This is a genomic window from Aquirufa novilacunae (genome assembly GCF_045310505.1).
In the GTDB taxonomy this organism is placed as follows: Bacteria; Bacteroidota; Bacteroidia; order Cytophagales; family Spirosomataceae; genus Aquirufa; species Aquirufa novilacunae.
In genome coordinates, this window is sequence record NZ_JBEWZG010000001.1 from 779218 (window position 1) to 796991 (window position 17774).

At 44.5% G+C, this 17774-nt stretch carries 15 protein-coding genes; 1 reads left to right on the forward strand and 14 read right to left on the reverse strand.

The genetic code is table 11. The features are described 5' to 3' along the window. The 13 genes from V7S74_RS03565 to V7S74_RS03625 are packed head-to-tail and all read right to left on the reverse strand — an operon-like array spanning window position 1 to window position 15826. Window positions 1–1176, reverse strand: coding sequence for a GDSL-type esterase/lipase family protein (locus V7S74_RS03565; RefSeq protein ID WP_406777389.1), 1176 nt, complete (start codon window positions 1174–1176; stop codon window positions 1–3). 11 nt (window positions 1177–1187) lie between these two features. Then, on the reverse strand, window positions 1188–2681 hold the full coding sequence (locus tag V7S74_RS03570; RefSeq protein WP_406777390.1) for an MBOAT family O-acyltransferase: 1494 nt from the start codon (window positions 2679–2681) through the stop codon (window positions 1188–1190). Next, a complete protein-coding gene (locus V7S74_RS03575; protein WP_406777391.1) occupies window positions 2656–3507 on the reverse strand; it encodes a hypothetical protein in 852 nt (283 codons plus the stop codon). Before V7S74_RS03575 ends, V7S74_RS03570 begins: the two co-directional genes overlap by 26 nt. Next, complete coding sequence (locus V7S74_RS03580) at window positions 3504–3944, reverse strand: glucosaminidase domain-containing protein (RefSeq protein ID WP_406777392.1); 441 nt, start codon at window positions 3942–3944, stop codon at window positions 3504–3506. The genes V7S74_RS03575 and V7S74_RS03580 overlap by 4 nt, the downstream gene beginning before the upstream one ends. Window positions 3945–3963: 19 nt before the next feature. Then, window positions 3964–4461 carry a LutC/YkgG family protein gene (locus V7S74_RS03585; protein WP_406777393.1) on the reverse strand — a complete coding sequence of 166 codons (498 nt, stop codon included), beginning with the start codon at window positions 4459–4461 and terminating at the stop codon, window positions 3964–3966. Beyond that, window positions 4458–5801 (reverse strand): lactate utilization protein B, encoded by a 1344-nt coding sequence (locus V7S74_RS03590; protein ID WP_406777394.1) that lies wholly within the window; start codon window positions 5799–5801, stop codon window positions 4458–4460. The genes V7S74_RS03585 and V7S74_RS03590 overlap by 4 nt, the downstream gene beginning before the upstream one ends. After that, complete coding sequence (locus tag V7S74_RS03595) at window positions 5794–6507, reverse strand: (Fe-S)-binding protein (protein WP_406777395.1); 714 nt, start codon at window positions 6505–6507, stop codon at window positions 5794–5796. The genes V7S74_RS03590 and V7S74_RS03595 overlap by 8 nt, the downstream gene beginning before the upstream one ends. 1 nt (window position 6508) lies before the next feature. Beyond that, entirely contained in the window at window positions 6509–7792 is a 1284-nt protein-coding gene (locus V7S74_RS03600; protein ID WP_406777396.1) for a carbohydrate kinase, read from the reverse strand. A gap of 1 nt (window position 7793) precedes the next feature. Continuing rightward, window positions 7794–9053: a sugar isomerase gene (locus V7S74_RS03605; protein WP_406777397.1), complete on the reverse strand. Its 1260-nt coding sequence runs from the start codon at window positions 9051–9053 to the stop codon at window positions 7794–7796. Between the two features lie 18 nt (window positions 9054–9071). Continuing rightward, window positions 9072–11150, reverse strand: a complete 2079-nt coding sequence (locus V7S74_RS03610) for a bifunctional aldolase/short-chain dehydrogenase (RefSeq protein ID WP_406777398.1) — start codon at window positions 11148–11150, stop codon at window positions 9072–9074. 55 nt (window positions 11151–11205) lie between these two features. After that, on the reverse strand, window positions 11206–13533 hold the full coding sequence (locus V7S74_RS03615) for an alpha-L-rhamnosidase-related protein (RefSeq protein ID WP_406777399.1): 2328 nt from the start codon (window positions 13531–13533) through the stop codon (window positions 11206–11208). Window positions 13534–13584: 51 nt separating this feature from the next. Further along, a complete protein-coding gene (locus tag V7S74_RS03620) occupies window positions 13585–14895 on the reverse strand; it encodes an amidohydrolase (protein WP_406777400.1) in 1311 nt (436 codons plus the stop codon). A gap of 7 nt (window positions 14896–14902) precedes the next feature. Next, window positions 14903–15826, reverse strand: coding sequence for a sugar phosphate isomerase/epimerase family protein (locus tag V7S74_RS03625; protein WP_406777401.1), 924 nt, complete (start codon window positions 15824–15826; stop codon window positions 14903–14905). 74 nt (window positions 15827–15900) lie between these two features. Between V7S74_RS03625 and V7S74_RS03630 the strand changes: the two genes are divergently transcribed. After that, window positions 15901–17145, forward strand: a complete 1245-nt coding sequence (locus tag V7S74_RS03630; protein WP_406777402.1) for a replication-associated recombination protein A — start codon at window positions 15901–15903, stop codon at window positions 17143–17145. Here V7S74_RS03630 and V7S74_RS03635 read toward each other — a convergent pair. Then, window positions 17120–17773 (reverse strand): thiamine diphosphokinase, encoded by a 654-nt coding sequence (locus V7S74_RS03635; protein ID WP_406777403.1) that lies wholly within the window; start codon window positions 17771–17773, stop codon window positions 17120–17122. The genes V7S74_RS03630 and V7S74_RS03635 overlap by 26 nt on opposite strands. Between the last annotated feature and the right edge of the window lies 1 nt (window position 17774).

Sequence of the window (17774 nt, forward strand, 5' to 3'; positions counted from 1 at the left end):
TTAATTGGGAATATTTCCGCTGATAATTTGTTTGTTAACCTGGTCTAATAGTGGTTCCAAAGAGGCTTGATCGCCCCAGGATTTTAATAGGGCCAAAACAAAAAGTTTAGCCTGCAATTGATATCCTTCTTTAGTTAAATGCACTTGATCTTTTAAATAATAACCCTTCTTAACCCAGGAATAACTCGAGCCAAATCCACCCATCACAGCATTTAAATCATAAAACGGGAAAGCTTGCTTCGCAAATAATTGAACTAGTTGATTCTGGTAGCGAGGAACCCGTTTTTGACTCCTGCTATCCGGCGGGCTTGTCCATAAAAAAACGGATTGCGGAAGCACTGTCTTTATGTCTTGTGAAAATTGAATTAGAGATCGCTCATAAAGACGCGCATCCCAATTCAAATTATAGGCTTCGTTAGTCCCAAATGAGCAAATAATTAAGTCTGGTTTCAAGGCCCGCACTTGATCTAGGACCAAATTAGCTCGAGATTTTAATTGAGTAAATTGCGCGCCAGCCACTCCTAAGTCAACGTATTCAATGCCTTTTTTGGCCGAAATTAACTCAATTCCGTGTAAGGTAAATTGATCTTGCATCGGCGCATTTCTGCGCATTTGTAATGTGAATTGATTCAAAGGTAAACTTGATTCAAAGTCAATAAAACGCAAATTTCCCTGTTGCTGCACTTGGGTTACCTGAAAGAAAGGCCCTAAATCAGGCGTTAAAGCGCAAGAATCAGATTCAGTCCATACTCGAACCCTTCGAAACGAAAGCAAAGAATCTTTCGCTATCCATTGAATATTCGCTGAGGTATCCCGCGTAGAAACGGCGTAACCCGTTAAACTGATGTTGATTCCCGAAGCGGGTTTTAAAACCGATACGCCTGTCCAATGACCAGAAGCTTTCGTTTTAAAAAGCCGACCATCCACACTTTTCGCTAGTGGGTAGGGAAAATGGATACCTGAATTTTTGGCTTGCAATAAGCGCTTAATCTCGCCCGAAAAATGACCAATTTGAACGTGTGAATCGCCCAAATGTAAAATCTTTAAATCACCTGATTTCCATTTAGTTGCAAGCAAGGCAAGAGAAGAATCCTTTTGAATTTCATTGCAAGGAAGACAGACCTGCAAGGAATCTACTTCCGCCTTTATAGGCGCTGATAAGAACCAAAAAAACACAAAGACATACCTCAAAATTGGAAATAAATAAAGGGTTGAACTAGGGAGTCACGGAACTGTATGATGAATTGCAAAGCGGCTAATAGAAAGAAAAACCAGAAAAAAGAGGGAATATAAAAACTCCATTCAAATCCTTTTTTCTTCCAATTAGCCGGAATCAAAATCCAAACCAGTAACGTTATCAGCAAGATAGCGAGTTCATTTCGAGAAAACCAAAAACCCAGAAAATCAAGCTCGGATGTAGCGTACGTGATTTGATTTAAGATAGTTAAGGCTGAATCGAAATCCTTTGCTCGGAAGAAAATCCAGCAGAAAGTGACAAAACAAAACGTACAAATCCCACCTATAAAATCCATCCATTTACCCTCAGGAAGGTGTTTATTGGCTACTTTGTGAAGTGCTAACGCCAATCCATGCGCAGCTCCCCAGGCCACAAATTTCCAACTTGCCCCATGCCAAAAACCACCCACGAGCATCGTGATCAACAAAAACAGGTAGGTATTGAATGCTCCCTTCCGATTCCCTCCCAAAGGAATGTATACGTAATCACGTAACCATGAGGATAAAGAGATGTGCCATTTGCGCCAAAATTCGGTCACATTCGAAGCGCCATAAGGATGATCAAAATTCTCTTTTAATCGATATCCGAGTAATAAAGCCAAGCCAATGGCGATATCCGAGTAACCAGAAAAATCAAAATAGATTTGGAAACTATAGGCTACTGCGCCTAACAGATTTTCGCCTCCCGTATAAAAGGCGGGATTTTCGAAAACCATATCGACATATTTTCCTAGGTAGTCCGCAATCAACAGCTTTTTCAAAAGACCCAATATGATACGTAATAAACTCTCCTTGTATCGGCGAGCATCGGGACTTTCGGGGCAATTTACTTGATTCAAAAAATCCTTCGCTCTGACGATAGGACCCGCCACTAAATGAGGAAAAAAGGTCATATAGAAGGCATAATCCGTGATATTTTTAGAGGCCCGAATCTCTCCCCGATAGACATCTACCAGATAGGAAATCGACTGAAAAGTATAAAAAGAAATACCAATAGGAAGGAATAAATCCACCGACTCGAAATGCGTTAATAATAGCCAATTCGTATTCTCAATAAGGAAATTAGGATACTTGAAATAGAGCAAAAAGGACAGACTAAAAAGGACAGCAATGGTTGCCCAAATCTGCTTTGCATTTCCTTCTGTCCGTTCAATTTTTCGAGCAAAAAAGTAGTCTACTATAATCTGAAATAAGAATAAGCCTAAAAATGGTCCGCTCGATTTATAATAGAAAAACAGACTAAAGGCGATCAAATAGACTTTACGAAGGACATTCTGCGTGAATAAAATCGCATAGAAAAACAAAAATAGTCCAAACGTAAACAAGAACGAAAACTCCGTAAAAAACCAAGGCTGCTTCGTGGAATACAACATGAATTCTCGAAGAAGCTGCTCAAAAGGGACCGTCCCTATTGCCTGCCTAATAACCTCGATAATCTGCTGCATTGAGTACAATTGCTTTGTATTTTTTAGGGTAACCAAAACGTACGGGAGGCATCATCCGAATTTTCCAACGACTCGATTCTTGCAACCAATTCGCCACATTCCCCATCCAAATCCGGTATCCCGGCAATGAAGGATGGCGACCATCTGTCGCTTTAGGCAAATTTAAGTGCTTCGAAGGAAAGAAAGCGGCAGAATCTGCAGCCGCTTGAAAAGCATCCGTCACGACATAATCATAACCCCAATTCGTAGGGCCTATCCAGGCATAGGGTAATCCGTTAAGCTTTTTTTGGAATTGTCTTGCTAAGGCTTTTCGGGTGGAATAATCCTTCGCTAGCACCTCATTCAATCCAAATAGGACAAATACAAAGGTGGGGCGGTAACGTTTGATGATCTTAGAAATGGTGTCCGACTTGGCGAAGTTTAGGGAAGTCGCAGAGGACCATTCGACAGTGGCGACGAGTTTGTGGCCATTGCTTTGGCAATAATCATTCAATACATTTTTCATCCCTCCGGCTTCTGAATCACCGATTAACAAAACCCGATGCCGAGTCGAATCATCCACACTAGAGTCAGGCAAAATAGGCTCAGGAATGCTAGAATAAACAATTTTTGTCGTGTCTTTAGGAATAATAAAGGTAGGTAGCGTGTCTATTTTCGCCACCTCTATTTTCCTCTCCACTTTCTGTACGGGTGTTTCAATCTCAAATAATTTCTTGATTTCTTGGTCCCCTACAATATACGTGCTAGGTATATAACTGTACAAATACAGCGCAGAACACACTAAAATGAAGCACAGAGACGCCAGAAACAAATATCCTGTCTTCATATCAAGGTAAAAGATTTTTTCATTAATCGAATCCAACGCTTCGCATTCGCCGCATAACGCGCCTTCGCCATCGCCCTCGTCCACTTCATCGGATCCTGATTCCCCTTTAAATTAGCATAGTATTTCTTGCTCGCTAAAACCTCACAAAAGTCCACCATACTTTCCTCTGGTCGATTATAATGCTTGAAACTCGACTTTTTTTTACGGGAATATTTACCTCGCAAACCGAAGTAATTATTTTGTTTAATGGATTGTTTAGATTGGCCAAAACCGGATTCACAAATCCCTACCCCAATGATTAATTTCGTAGGTATTCCATAGACCTGAGACAAGGAATCAATGTAGGGTTTGTAACGTTGAATTTTTTCTTGAGTCCCTTCAGAGGCTTGGGTAACTAGCCCTGTAAAAAAGAGAAAAAAGAGGATGAGATGCTTCATACGAAGCAAAAATACAAAATTATGCGTGGATTACCACGGTCAAACTCCGCGCACCATGTGCACCAATGACGAGCGATTGCTCAATATCGGCGGTCTTAGATGGACCAGCTAGGAACAAACCGAAACCCGTGGTTTGATTAGTTAACTCCTCATAGGCTGCATGCATATTAGGAACTATTTTCTGCACATGAATGACTAAATGCTGGCAAATAAAGGGAGCCACACGATGCGGAAGAGCTTCCTCAGTTAACCAAATCGCTCCATTTTCCGCTACGCCAAATGCTCCATCAATCTCCAACACCTCGACCTCTGCTAAACTTAAGCCATCCAAGGTCTTTTCCAATCGTTGTCTATTGGGAAATATACGCTCGAGCTCCTCCGGGGAAACCATTCGCGCACCCACCAGTTCTAGTGAAGCTTTAAAATCAAAATCCTCCGAAGCGCCTTGAAAGGCCCCTGGATGTTTGATTTCCGCTAACGGTTCGATTTTCCCTAAAATTTGTTCTCTCGCGCTCATCGTTTTTTATACCATTCTTGAAAACTTTCTTTTGGCGCCTGTGGCATTTCACGTTGCTTGTACCAAGGATTCAAACCTGAATTTAACAGGCCTGAAAATCTACGCAGCAGTGATCCACCCAGACGATAAATCGCGGGATGAGCTAGCGTATAAGCCATTAATTTCATCCCAATCGACTTCCCGATGGGAGCTAAACCTGCCGCCATCAAATCTTGGCGCCAAAACCACAATTGCTCGTGGATATTGATCTTTACCGGACAGACATTCGAACAAGAACCACACAGCGTGGAAGCAAATGGTAAATCTGCATTCGCTTTCTTGTCAATATTGGGTGCTAAAATAGATCCTATAGGTCCAGCCACTGGTTGGTGGTAACTATGTCCCCCGCTCCTTCTGTACACCGGACAGGTGTTGAAGCAAGCCGCACAGCGGATACATTTCAAGGAATTCTTGTATTTCGGATCGGCGAGTTGACGCGTACGCCCGTTGTCTAGCAATACGATGTGCATTTCTTGTCCTTCGCGAGGCTTGTGAAAATGCGACGAATAGGTCGTGATTAACTGACCTGTTGCACTGCGCGCGAGCAGTCGTAGAAATACAGCCAAATCTGCCCTTTTAGGGATGATTTTTTCAATTCCCATACACGCGATGTGGACTTTTGCCAGATGCGCCCCCATGTCCGCGTTTCCCTCATTCGTACAAACGACAAACTCCCCTGTTTCGGCTATGGCAAAATTCACACCGGTAATGGCAACCTCCGAGGCCAAAAAATGCCCTCTTAAATGTTGGCGAGCTGCCTCCGTTAAGAATTGAGGATCCTTGTTCCCTTTTGGGGTTCCTAAATGTTTGTGAAAGGTCTCCCCTACATCCTCCTTTTTCAGGTGAATCGCTGGAAGGACAATATGACTAGGCGCCTCATTCCTGAACTGAACGATTCGTTCACCTAGATCAGTATCCACGACTTCGATGCCTTTTCCTGCCAAATAATCATTCAAATGGCATTCTTCCGTCAGCATCGACTTACTTTTCACCAAGATTTTAGAACCTTGATCTGCGATGATTTTGTGTACAATGGCATTATGTTCCGCCGCATCAGCAGCCCAATGGACATGGATTCCATTGGCTTTTGCTTTCGCTTCGAAGGCTACTAGGTAGTCCCCTAAATTAGCTAGCGTATGGTCTTTGACCTGAGAGGCATGCTCGCGCAGGGCTTCCCATTCTGGCAATACCTTAGAAGCTTTGTCGCGTTTTGCGCGTACAAACCACAAAGTTTCGTCATGCCAATCCGTCCGTTCCGCATCCGCAATAAAATTCTCCGAAGCTTCCGCGTGACTAAGCATGATTCAATATTTCAACGATGTGTTTTACTTGAACTTTCGAGCCCTGACGTCTCAAAATTCCTTCCATGTGCATCAAACATGACGTATCCGCACCCACAATATAGTCGACGGCATTCGCCGCATGTTCCTTAATTCGATCCTGCCCCATCTTCACCGAAACCGCCTCTTCTGTCACACAAAAAGTGCCGCCAAATCCACAACACTCATCTTCTCGCTCCGGCATCACAACTTCTACACCATTCACCAGCGAGAGTAAATCTTCTAATTTCGAATAAGGCTTTTCGTTGCGTTCAGACATCGAACTTAAACGTAGACCCCGTTGTCCGTGGCAACTTTGGTGCAATCCGACGCGATGCGGGAAAGTCGCGGACAAAGCGGAGACTTTCAAAACGTCCGTCAAAAACTCGCAAATTTCATAAACCGAATTTCTGATTTTCTCTGATGGATGATGCTCCTTCAAGTGTAATACGCAGGATCCTGAAGGCCCTACGATGTAATCAAATCCTTCAAAATTTTGGGTAAAATTTGCATCGCATCCTTCCGTTGAAGAGGCAAAACCGGAATTGGCCATCGGTTGGCCACAGCAGGTTTGGTCAGTAGGAACAATTACTTCGCAGCCCAGTTTCTCTAACAATTCCAAACTCGCCACCGCAACCTGCGGATAGAATTGGTCAATGTAACAAGGAACAAACAGAGCTACGCGCATCTTAAAATCGTTTCAATTGAATTAAATCTTTGGGAGTCTCCCCTTCGTAAACCATCAACGCAGCGCCTAAAGCACTCGCTTGCGCTACTTCCGCCGCATAAACTTCCACTTCTGGCAACGCATGTGCTAACAAGCACATGTACCATTCGTTTTTACTAAAACCACCGTCCACTAGCAATTGTTTGACCGGCGCATCCTTCAGCAACAGGTTTAAACTATGGAGCTGTTGACCTACCAAATCTACCATGAATTGATCATACGCCGAAGCTAAATCTGGAAAATCATGTAAATCACGTGAGGCAAAGGCACATTCAAAAACAGTCGAACTCCTACTGGATAGTGAAAATACCCGTTCCGAAAACGTCAAATCATGATAGGAACCACCAAAATGCGCCTCCATTCTCGCTACCTGCTCCTCGTGAAAATGCCCTCCAAACAAGCGAGATGCCTTTACTGGTTTGCCATTTGGCTGCAAATAACACAACACGTCCTCCGCTAATTCCTCCGCACTTAAAGGCGATTCATTGAACGGGTGCATCGCGATGCACCAGGTTCCGGTAGATAATAGCACAAATTCATCTGAAATCGAACGTAAATAAGGAACAAGTGCCGCGGACGAATCATGCAAACCTAATCCGTAAATAATCCCGTCGATGGGTACGTAAGCTTCCGTCGAAATAGGGGCTAATTGATCCTGAATAGTAGCAACCCATGGATGGTATTGACCTAAATCAAAGTCCCATAAAGCGGTGTGACAGCCGATGGACGTAATCTCCGAAACAAGACGACCCGTAAATAAGGACGCTAAATAGTTCGGGAAATGGACCGCCTTAAATACCTCAGGCCAGAAAGATCTAAAAGTGGATTCATACACTTGCAAACCCGAATTCAAATTGCCCAAGATGGGCGAAGCCGTCTTGCGTGCAAATTCGTCCTCTCCACCGTATTCAGTATATGGAAAGGATTTTGAGACAGGTTTCAAATAGTTATACAAGGGAGCTAGCGGTTCGCCCATCCGATCCACATAAACAATAGACGCGCCATAGGCGGAAAAATTTAAGCCTATAATCTCGAATTCGGGTAATTGACAAAGCTCAGCAAAAGTGGATACAATCCATTGTTGCAATGCTCCTAAATCCTCGCAGGCAAAGCCATCTTCATCTACGATCTCGTCGAAAGTCTGCTGCTTTTCAAACACAATCTCGAAAGTGGTTGACCAGAGAAAGACCTTCTTATTGGTCTTTCCTATGTCAAATACCGCGATAACTGGTGTTTTCAAACTCATCTTACAAACCCGTCGCTACCGTTTTAGCACCCCGCGCCGCGATTAATTGCTCGCGCATTTTCTCTTGACGGAACAAGGCAATTGGATCTAAAGCTCCGCCTAATTCTAAACGAGCCTGCGCCACCAAAGCGCGCACATCGGTGCGGAATACCGCCTGTAAAATTTCTTGGCAACGCACTACATCATTGGCTTCTCTTGCTGCTTCTAATGCTACGCGATCAACCAATAATGCCTGAGCATAGGCGATTTGAATGGCCTCAACGGATTGCAACAAATCCTCTAACGGATCTTTTACGTTGTGGGAGGCGTCGATCATCCAGCCTAGGTCTTTGGCATGATTCATACCTTTTGCATCCATCCCGTCCACTAATTCGTTGAAGATCAAGAACAATTGATAGGGTTTAATCGAACCCGCTGTTAAATCATCATCACCATACTTGGAATCGTTGAAGTGAAATCCACCTAATTTTCCTTCCATCAAAAGGATTGAGACGATTTGTTCGATGTTCGCATTCGGTAAATGGTGGCCTAAATCGACCAAAGTCTTCGCTTGTGGTCCTAATTTATTCACCATCGAATACGAGGCACCCCAGTCCCCTACTGTCGTCGAATAGAAGTTAGGTTCGTAAGCTTTGTACTCTAAATACAAGGACCAATCCGATGGAAGCGCTGCATAAATCTCGCGCAAACTATCCACCGTGCGCTCATAGGCATGACGGAAGTTCAATTGACCCGGAAAACAAGAACCATCTGACAACCAAACGGTTAATGCCTTCGAACCAAGTTCGACCCCGTGCTTTATCACCTCGATATTATGATCAGTCGCCTGTTTCCGAGTCGCTGCAGAAACGTGTTGCAAAGATCCGAACTTATACGAATGAGCCTGATCCGCTTGATCCTGAAAGGTGTTTGAATTCACCGCATCGAAGGCCAATCCGTGTTGAGCCGCTAACGTACGAATCGCCGCTGGATCCGTGGGGATGTCCCAAGGAATGTGCAAAGAAATCGCACCTGATGATTGATTCAATGCGTGCAATAAACCCACATCCGCTATTTTCTCTTCTAAATTACGTGGTTCGCCTCCGCCAGAAAAACGGCCGAAACGAGTTCCTCCTGTACCTAAAGCCCAAGAAGGAATAGCGATTTGGAAATCCTTTAATTTCTGTAAAATCCCAGCTGGCAGATTTACCTCAGATTTTAAAAAATCCAAGCGGCGATTATGTTGCGCTAGTAAAGCATCGTTATGGTTCGAAATATTCATAGTGCTATTCAGACTAAATTATCTTAAAAATCCTGCCGCTACACCGCCATCTACGTTCAAGGCATTTCCGGTCGACTTATTCAATAAGCCACCCACGAATGCGAAGCATGCGTTAGCAATATCATCTGGCAAAATAGATTCATTTAAAAGGGTACGTTTCGCGTAATAGGCTGGCAATTCGGCTACAGTAATGCCATAGGCTTTTGCACGACCTTCGGCCCAGCCTCCAGCCCAAATGTTCGAATCCGCAATCACCGCATCCGGATTAACCGTATTGACACGGATGTGATCAGGTCCTAATTCAGCCGCTAATAATCGGGTCATATGCGCTTGAGCAGCTTTGGCAGAACCATAACCCACGTTATTCGGTCCAGCTACGAAAGCATTTTTCGATACAATATTCACAATATCTCCGCCTAAACCTTGCTTGCGCATCACGGCAATAGCCGCCTGCGAAACCAAGTATTGGCCTTTCACTAATATGTCATATAATTTATCCCAATCGCCCTGCGTGTGCTCCAGAATTCCCTTCGAAATCGAAATACCCGCATTATTTACGATCAGATCCACTCCACCAAAATCCAAACAAGCCTGCTTCATCGCCGCTTCAATCGACTCTTGATTCGTCACGTCAGCGATAACCGTCGAAACGACATCCTTCCCGAACAAACCAATGAACTCAGCTTTCGCCTCCGCTAAACGTTCTGCATTCACGTCATTCAAAATAACGCAGGCACCTTCTTGTGCCATCTTTTTAGCGATGGCCTTTCCAATTCCCCCACCAGAGCCTGTTACAAAAGCGACACGGCCTGACAAAGCTTTTGGCTTCGGCATACGTTGTAATTTCGCCTCCTCTAATAACCAATATTCAATATCGAATGCTTCTTGACGCGGTAGCGAAGTATAGGATGAAATCGCCTCCGCACCACGCATGACGTTTATGGCGTTAGTATAGAATTCAGCAGCAACGCGGGCAGTTTGTTTGTCTTTGGCAAACGTAAACATGCCCACCCCTGGATATAAAATCACCACGGGATTCGGGTCACGCATCGCTGGTGAATTCGCATGCTTGCATCCATCGTAATAGGCTGCATACATTTGACGGTATTCTTCGAATAAGGGAGTCAATGCCTCCACCGAAACATCCGTTCCCAACACTAATGGCGAAATCTTCGTCCGCAAGAAGTGATCCGGGCAAGAAGTACCTAATGGAGCTAAACGATCTAAATCTTTTGAATTAATGAATTGCAATACGCGCTCATCGTCAGAGAAATGCCCTACCATTTGAACATGGGAGGAACAAAAACCGCGTAAAACAGGTGCAAGAGCAGCCGCCTTCGCCAAACGTTCCTCAGGAGAAAATGAAGAGATACGTGCACCCCCAAAAATCGTCGACGTTTTCGACTCAATGAATTCCGCACATTTTTCGATCACCTCTAAGGTATTCACATAACATTCGTATGAGGTATCTCCCCAGGTAAATAAACCGTGAGAGCCCAGCATAATTCCGCGCAATTGAACACCGCGAGAAGCCGCCTCGTCTAAACAAGCCTTTAATTGCAATCCTAGGTCGAACCCTGGACGTTGCCAGCCTACCCAGCCAATTAATCCACCAAATAATTCTTTCGTAATTTGTTCTCCATCCTTCGAGGCAGCAATTGCGATCGCAGCATCTGGATGTAAGTGATCTATGTGCTTGAACGGTAAGAAACCGTGTAAGGGAGTGTCGATGGAAGGTGCTTTGGACGACAAATCAAAAATGCAATGGTTGAATAATTCCACCATCTCATCCTCGTGTGCTAATCCGCGGTACACATTCGTTAAAGAACGTAAACGGTCCACATACAAAGCCGCACAACCTGATTTCTTCAAGGTGCCGATGTCGCCGCCTGATCCTTTAATCCACATCACTTCCGTCTCCGATCCGGTTAACGGATCTTTGTCTTGCAATTTCACCGAGGTATTGCCTCCGCCGTAATTCGTGATGCGTAAATCCGCTCCCAAAATGTTAGAGCGGTAGATAAATAAGTCGACTTCATTCCCTGCGAGCGTCGCTGCTTTCGCGTCATCCCAGAGATACGATACGTGTTTGTACATGTTTATTTCTTTTTTTCTCAAAACTACACAGGCAAAAGGGCTCAACCGTCCTATCCTACCTAGGGATAGTCAATAAATTTTTTCCCGCTTTTAATGGGTATTTCTTTCCTTGCCAAACAAAGCTTCCACTGATCGTTCCCGGCAAGGTAATCGAAGCGCTGCCTGGTTTGTAAGCAACCTGTATTTCTCCCTGCGGATGAGGAACAATTCCCTCTGCTTGAGAAAGTTCACCTAAATGTGGTTCGATTTTCACTTTTCCAAAAGCCGGCGCATCCGAATCCACCCCTAACACAATTCGGAAGAATTCAATATTCGGACTCGATCCCCAAGCATGGCAATCAGAACGCGAAGTGGAAATATCAGACGTCTCTGCCCAAGTCGTTAAACCCATATCAATATTCTCCTTCCATTTGTCCAACCAAGTCATATAATCGTTCCCCTTACCCGCTTTCGTTAAAGCCAAGTGAAGGTAGTATTTGAAATAGATGGAAGCTGGAGCTAAATCCTTTTTCACTAAAAGCTTATCCGCCACACCTGAAGCAGGCATTCCGGCTAATATCGCCAATGAATTCGCATGTTGAGAATATTTATCATGTACTTCCGTATCCGCATACAATCCGCGTCCAGCGTCCCAGTATAGCTTTTGAAGAACCGGCTTCAAGGCTTTCACCTTCGCCTCATAGCGAGCAGCCATCTCTGGATAACCAAAATACCTTTCTAATTCCGCCGCATTTTGCAAGACCCAGATATACTGAAAATCAAGTACAGAAGAACGCCCCGAAGGTCCCACTGGCGCAATTCCCCGCGGCCAGGCATTCACCCAGTCCGAGAACGTCCAATACGGAATATTTTGCAAGGTTCCGTCTGTTCCCTCAAAGCGAGCAAAATAATCCAAAATACCCCGCATCCCCGCCAGCTTATTTTTCAAGAAAGACGGCTCTTTTCCATACCGTAAGTAATCATGCAACATCCCGATGTACCATAAGGAGAAGGTCGGAATTTGCTGGTGCAAATCGGTCGGGTAACGACTAAGCGTAATCCCTTCCGCGATGCGCGAATGATCCATGTGATCTAAAGCTTGGCGAACTAAACGCTCATCACCTGCATAATACAAACTCACGAGGGCCTGAATCCGCGCATCCCCAATGTATTGCAATTGTTCATAGTAGGGACAATCCATATAAGTTTCCATCGCACATAATCGCGCGGTTCTGAAACCCACATCCAGCAATTGTGGAATCAAAGGATTGTTCGTTTTCAATGAGGCTTTGGCCTGAAATGGAAAACCAGTAAACACACTTTTGAAATCATGTAAAGTCAAATCCTCCGCTTCCGTCTTCACCGTCAGACGCACATAGCGAAATGTCCGATAGGTCATCGTCTCAAACGTATGTGCTCCGCCATCTGCGATAAGGCTATCTTTGCGCCCTAACCAGTATTTATTTTCAATCTCATTTCGATTACCCTTGTGGTTGCCGTTCTTCGTCGTCGTACTCAAAGGCTTCTTCTCATACAGTCCCTCTGCATAAGTCAAACCAATTTTAGCCTCTTTACCACCAGAGAAAATCAATTGCGGATACGCATTTGTTAGTTCTCCTTGATCGACCCATATATCCATAGAAGAATTGGCCATAATCACCAATGGACTTCCATGAATCAAATCCCCCTCCCCTTTGCGAATCGCCGCAAATCGTTGCGATTTTAATTCCATAGCAGGAATAGCGGACGGGTGTAACATCCATCCTCTCGAATCGATGGCCGCGCCTTTTGTTAGTCCCGGACCTAAAGATTTAGCAGAGATGAAGGGCGACCAACCTTTGGCATAGTCCTGCAGCTCTCCTGCGCCCGCCACATAATATCCGGGCACACGAACAGCCAGCGGACTAATTCCTCTATTTTTCGACACCTCCCAACCTACATTCGTGTTGAAAGCTTCAAAAGTCTCCTCATCAGCCTGCAAAATAAAACCAGTGGCATAGGATATTTGGGCTTCGGACTTCCCTTTCCCCTCATTCCAAACCAAGGCCTCCACTTTATTCTCTCCTGCCTTAAGATAAGGGGCAATATCAAGCGTTTCAAAATTCCAGAAATACAAATCCCCCCGCGCTGGCCCGGCGGATACCCAGGTTCCATTAACGTATAATTTGTATCGATTATCTCCGGAAACGTGAATGATGCATTTCGCAGGTTTCGCTAATAAGGGGACTTTGCGCTGAAAGCGGTACACTCCGTAATCCTTCAGCCCAACTAAATTATAGGCATTCGCCGAGTTTTCGGCGTAAGTTATCCAGGTGGCTTTCCAAGGTTTTTTCCAAAGTTCGGTCTTGATATTTTGGCCATAGGCGAAAGATCCTACCAAGAGGAGAAGGAGAAGTTTTTTCATAGGTTTAGGATAAAAAAAGGGATCTGCCTAAAATAGCAGATCCCTAATGAATTATTTCTTGGCTTGTTCGAAGTAATCGACTACTAAGCTAGAGAGCGCTTTCACCCCTACTTGGAAATGACCTTCATCTAAATGAAAATCCGGAGTATGGTGTCCTGCCACTTCGTCCGCCTTCTTGTTATCCGCGCGAGCGCCTAAAAAGAAGAAGAATCCAGGGACTTTTTGTTGGAAGAAGGAGAAATCTTCTGCCCCCGTATGCGCAGGAACAACACGTACCCTGTCTTTACCATTCACCCCCTGTAAAGTAGGCAACATTTTCTCCACAAGCTGTGGATTGTTGTAGGTAACCGGATAACCTGTACCTATCGTCACATCGGCCTTGCCTCCACCACTTACAGCGATATTTGTAGCAATGTCCTTAATACGTTGGTGTACTAATTTACGTTGCTCTACCCCAAAGGTTCGGATGGTACCGATCATGTGAGACGATTCTGGGATAATGTTTTGGCGAATACCACTGTGGATAGCCCCTACGGTTACAATCGCTGGATCCTCCGTGATATTTACCGAGCGAGAAACGATGGTTTGTAAACCCATCACGATCTGAGATGAGATGACAATCGGATCGATTCCCGTCCAGGGGCTTGCACCGTGTGCCTGCTTTCCATTTACTTTGATATCTAACTGATCCACCGCAGCCATGGTAGCCCCCGGCTTGTACTCGATCACCCCATTGTCAGAACCGGCTGCGATATGTAAACCAAAAATAACATCCACCTTCGGATTCTCTAAAACGCCTTCTTTCACCATCAATTCGGCTCCAGAAAGTACCATTTCCCCTTTGTCGTTATACACGCCTTCCTCTGCAGGTTGGAAAATAAACTTAACGGTACCCGCTAATTTTGCTTTTTCGGATGCCAAAATCTCAGCCACCGCCATCAAGATCGCCACATGTGAATCGTGACCGCAAGCGTGCATGACACCCGTTTTTTGGCCATTAAACTCTGTAATTACCTTCGATTTAAATGGCAAATCACCTCGCTCCGTTACAGGTAAGCCATCCATATCAGCACGTAAAGCGACCACAGGACCAGGTTTACCCCCTTTCAATACACCGACAACCCCCGTATATCCTACTTTCTCTTGCACCTCAATCCCTAAAGAGCGTAAATGAGCCGCAACAATTCCAGCGGTTCTCACTTCTTGATTCCCAAGTTCTGGATGCTCGTGAAAATCACGGCGCCAAGCGATGACCTTATCTTTCAAGGCATCTGCTTTTTGCGTAATTACTGGTTTTAACGAAGACTGTGCGTCCGCTAAAAAGGGTGCTGCTAGTAAGGTGATTAAGGCTAGTTTTTTCATAAGTGTATTATTTGTATCCCCATCCGCGCATAATCGCGATGTTTTCTTTCATGCAATCCAATGGCTGTAATCCTTGGTAGGCTTCTTGTTCAATGATAAAGTGTTTTGTTCCACCCTCCTTATCCCCTAATTTAACTAGGGCTTGCACATCGATTTGGCCTGAACCTTTTCCTAAAACAGTCGATTCAAAATGCTCGTGACCGGACTTCGCTGGCACCTCATCTTTTACGTGCATCGACACGAAACGACCCGGGAATTTCTTCATCACCTCGGCTGGAACCCCTCCTCCGTTGATCATATTACCTATATCTAATTGTTGTGCTACGAGCGTAGGATCCGTATTATTTAACATGAGGTCGTATAATAATTCCCCATCTAATTTCTCAGAGAACTCGAAATCGTGGTTGTGGTAGCCGAAACGCATGCCCGATTTTTGGCATAACTCACCCGACTTATTAAAGATATCCATGTACTTCAATAACAGGTTCTTATCCTTGCGAATCCCCATATCGATTGACGGAGAAATCACCAATTCTTGCCCCATGACGGCTGCATCTTCTACCGTATATTTCCAAAGATCTGTAAAGTCATTCTTCGCATCATCCCAATGCAATTTTCCCATCACCGTGTGACCAGAAGGCATTTTCATCCCTAAATCATCGAGACGTTTCTTGAATTCTTTTGCTTCCCAGCCATAAAATTTACGACCAATGTAATTAGCATGTTCCACATACTTGTAACCCATTTGGGCTAAAGCTTCTAAAGTGGCTTGTGGATCCTTTCGCATGTCATCGCGAACAGAATACAATTGAATGCCGACAAGTTTTTTGTATTTAACGGCTGCTAATGCCTGCAAGGCAGGTGAAGCGAAAGCCAATGCGCCTAAGCCTAAAGCGGAGGAACGCAGAAAAGAGCGTCTAGAATGATTCATAATTGATAGGTTTATTTAGAACATCAAGCTACAAATTCTATTTCTATTTTACAAAATTCCCGTAACTTCGAAAGATGATGCAGCCTCTCGCAGAACGAATGCGCCCCACTACTTTGGATAAGTACATTGGCCAAGAAAAGGTCGTGGGTGCGAATGCGCCTCTGCGAAAAGCAATCGAGGCGGGTCATTTGCCTTCCTGTATTCTTTGGGGACCTCCGGGTGTCGGAAAAACTACCCTAGCTACCTTGTTAGCGGGCGCTCTAAAGCGCAAGATGTATTCCCTTTCTGCCGTTCAATCAGGTGTGAAAGAAGTAAGGGAAACCTTAGAATTAGCGAAGAAGAACCGAATGTTTGAGGCGCAATCGCCCATCCTTTTTATTGATGAGATTCACCGATTCTCGAAATCGCAGCAGGATTCACTTTTGAATGCGGTCGAAAAAGGAATCGTTACGTTAGTGGGTGCGACCACAGAGAACCCTTCCTTCGAAGTGATTTCTGCCCTTTTATCACGCTGTCAGGTCTATGTATTGGAATCGCTCTCGAATGAGCATTTGAATCAGATGTTGTCCAAAGCAATTGCCACCGATGCACTTTTTAAGGATAAAAAAATCACTTTAACAGAGACCGATGCCCTCTTCCATTTCTCAGGAGGTGATGGGCGGAAATTGTTAAATCTATTCGAGCTTTTAATTACCACGGAAGGCGGAAACGAACTCGAAGTAACCAATGCTTTAGTCACAGAGCGTTTGCAGAAAAACTTAGCGCAATACGATAAGGATGGCGAGCAACATTACGATATCATTTCTGCTTTCATTAAATCCATCCGAGGGTCAGATCCAGATGCGGCCGTTTATTGGTTAGCACGAATGCTAGCGGGAGGAGAATCTTTGGAATTTATCGGTCGCAGATTGTTAATACTAGCCTCTGAAGATATTGGATTAGCGAACCCGAATGCGCTACTGTTAGCTCAATCTTGCTTCAATTCCATTCGCGTGATAGGAAATCCAGAATCTCGCATCATTCTTTCACAAACTGTTATCTATTTGGCCACATCGCCAAAAAGTAATTCGGCCTATAACGCCATCAACAAAGCGATGGCCTATGTCGAACAAACAGGGGATTTGCCCGTGCCTTTGCACTTACGCAACGCACCTACGCGCATGATGAAGGATTTAAATTATGGGGCTGATTATAAATACCCGCATGATTTTCCGGGCAATTGGGTGGAGCAGAATTACTTTCCAGAGGTAGCCTCCAGACCTGTTTTTTATAAACCTTCAGAGCAGGACAAAATCAATCGTGGCACTCCATCAAAATAAGCGCCCCGCTTTCGTAGCTAATTTTCACGATTCCATCTTCCCGTGCTTCATTGCTCGAACTTGTTTGAGTTCCTAGTTTTAAAACAGGATGATTTAAATCGTAGACTAAACCGGAAGACTTCACTTGAAACGCCTCTCCATACGGAATCAATGAAATAGGCGTTCCTGCCGGATACCACTTTTCGAAACTCGTAGGCAATAAATAAGACGTGGAATAATCGTCAAAGAATACAATCTTCAGTTTATGCCCATAACGTACTAGAGAATGAAAATTATTTAAGGTATGGTCCATCCGTTTTCCGGATGCCCAAACGACATTAACGGCCGGATAACCCTCCTCAATTAAGTATTCAAAAGCTTTTTCTAGATCGGTTAAATTTTGATCCGGCGTATGGATTTTTTTCAAAGGATAATCACGGTAATCTGCCTCGTTCGAATGATCGAAATCCCCTAACCAGACATCGACTTTGATGCCTAATGAGATGACTCTTTCCAAAGCCCCATCGAGCACCACTACCGTAGGTGACCATTCGAGCAATTGTTCCACTAAATCCAAAGAACAGGCCTCCCCATTCGCAATAATGAGCGCGGGTTCTTGCTTGTCTCGAATGATGTGGTGAGAGGACATA

Coding starts and splice junctions, on each gene's coding strand:
- V7S74_RS03570 (WP_406777390.1), bottom strand. CDS start 2,681: ATGCAGCAGATTATCGAGGTTATTAGGCAGGCAATAGGGACGGTCCCT.
- V7S74_RS03575 (WP_406777391.1), bottom strand. CDS start 3,507: ATGAAGACAGGATATTTGTTTCTGGCGTCTCTGTGCTTCATTTTAGTG.
- V7S74_RS03580 (WP_406777392.1), bottom strand. CDS start 3,944: ATGAAGCATCTCATCCTCTTTTTTCTCTTTTTTACAGGGCTAGTTACC.
- V7S74_RS03585 (WP_406777393.1), bottom strand. CDS start 4,461: ATGAGCGCGAGAGAACAAATTTTAGGGAAAATCGAACCGTTAGCGGAA.
- V7S74_RS03590 (WP_406777394.1), bottom strand. CDS start 5,801: ATGCTTAGTCACGCGGAAGCTTCGGAGAATTTTATTGCGGATGCGGAA.
- V7S74_RS03595 (WP_406777395.1), bottom strand. CDS start 6,507: ATGCGCGTAGCTCTGTTTGTTCCTTGTTACATTGACCAATTCTATCCG.
- V7S74_RS03600 (WP_406777396.1), bottom strand. CDS start 7,792: ATGAGTTTGAAAACACCAGTTATCGCGGTATTTGACATAGGAAAGACC.
- V7S74_RS03605 (WP_406777397.1), bottom strand. CDS start 9,053: ATGAATATTTCGAACCATAACGATGCTTTACTAGCGCAACATAATCGC.
- V7S74_RS03610 (WP_406777398.1), bottom strand. CDS start 11,150: ATGTACAAACACGTATCGTATCTCTGGGATGACGCGAAAGCAGCGACG.
- V7S74_RS03615 (WP_406777399.1), bottom strand. CDS start 13,533: ATGAAAAAACTTCTCCTTCTCCTCTTGGTAGGATCTTTCGCCTATGGC.
- V7S74_RS03620 (WP_406777400.1), bottom strand. CDS start 14,895: ATGAAAAAACTAGCCTTAATCACCTTACTAGCAGCACCCTTTTTAGCG.
- V7S74_RS03625 (WP_406777401.1), bottom strand. CDS start 15,826: ATGAATCATTCTAGACGCTCTTTTCTGCGTTCCTCCGCTTTAGGCTTA.
- V7S74_RS03630 (WP_406777402.1), top strand. CDS start 15,901: ATGATGCAGCCTCTCGCAGAACGAATGCGCCCCACTACTTTGGATAAG.
- V7S74_RS03635 (WP_406777403.1), bottom strand. CDS start 17,773: ATGTCCTCTCACCACATCATTCGAGACAAGCAAGAACCCGCGCTCATT.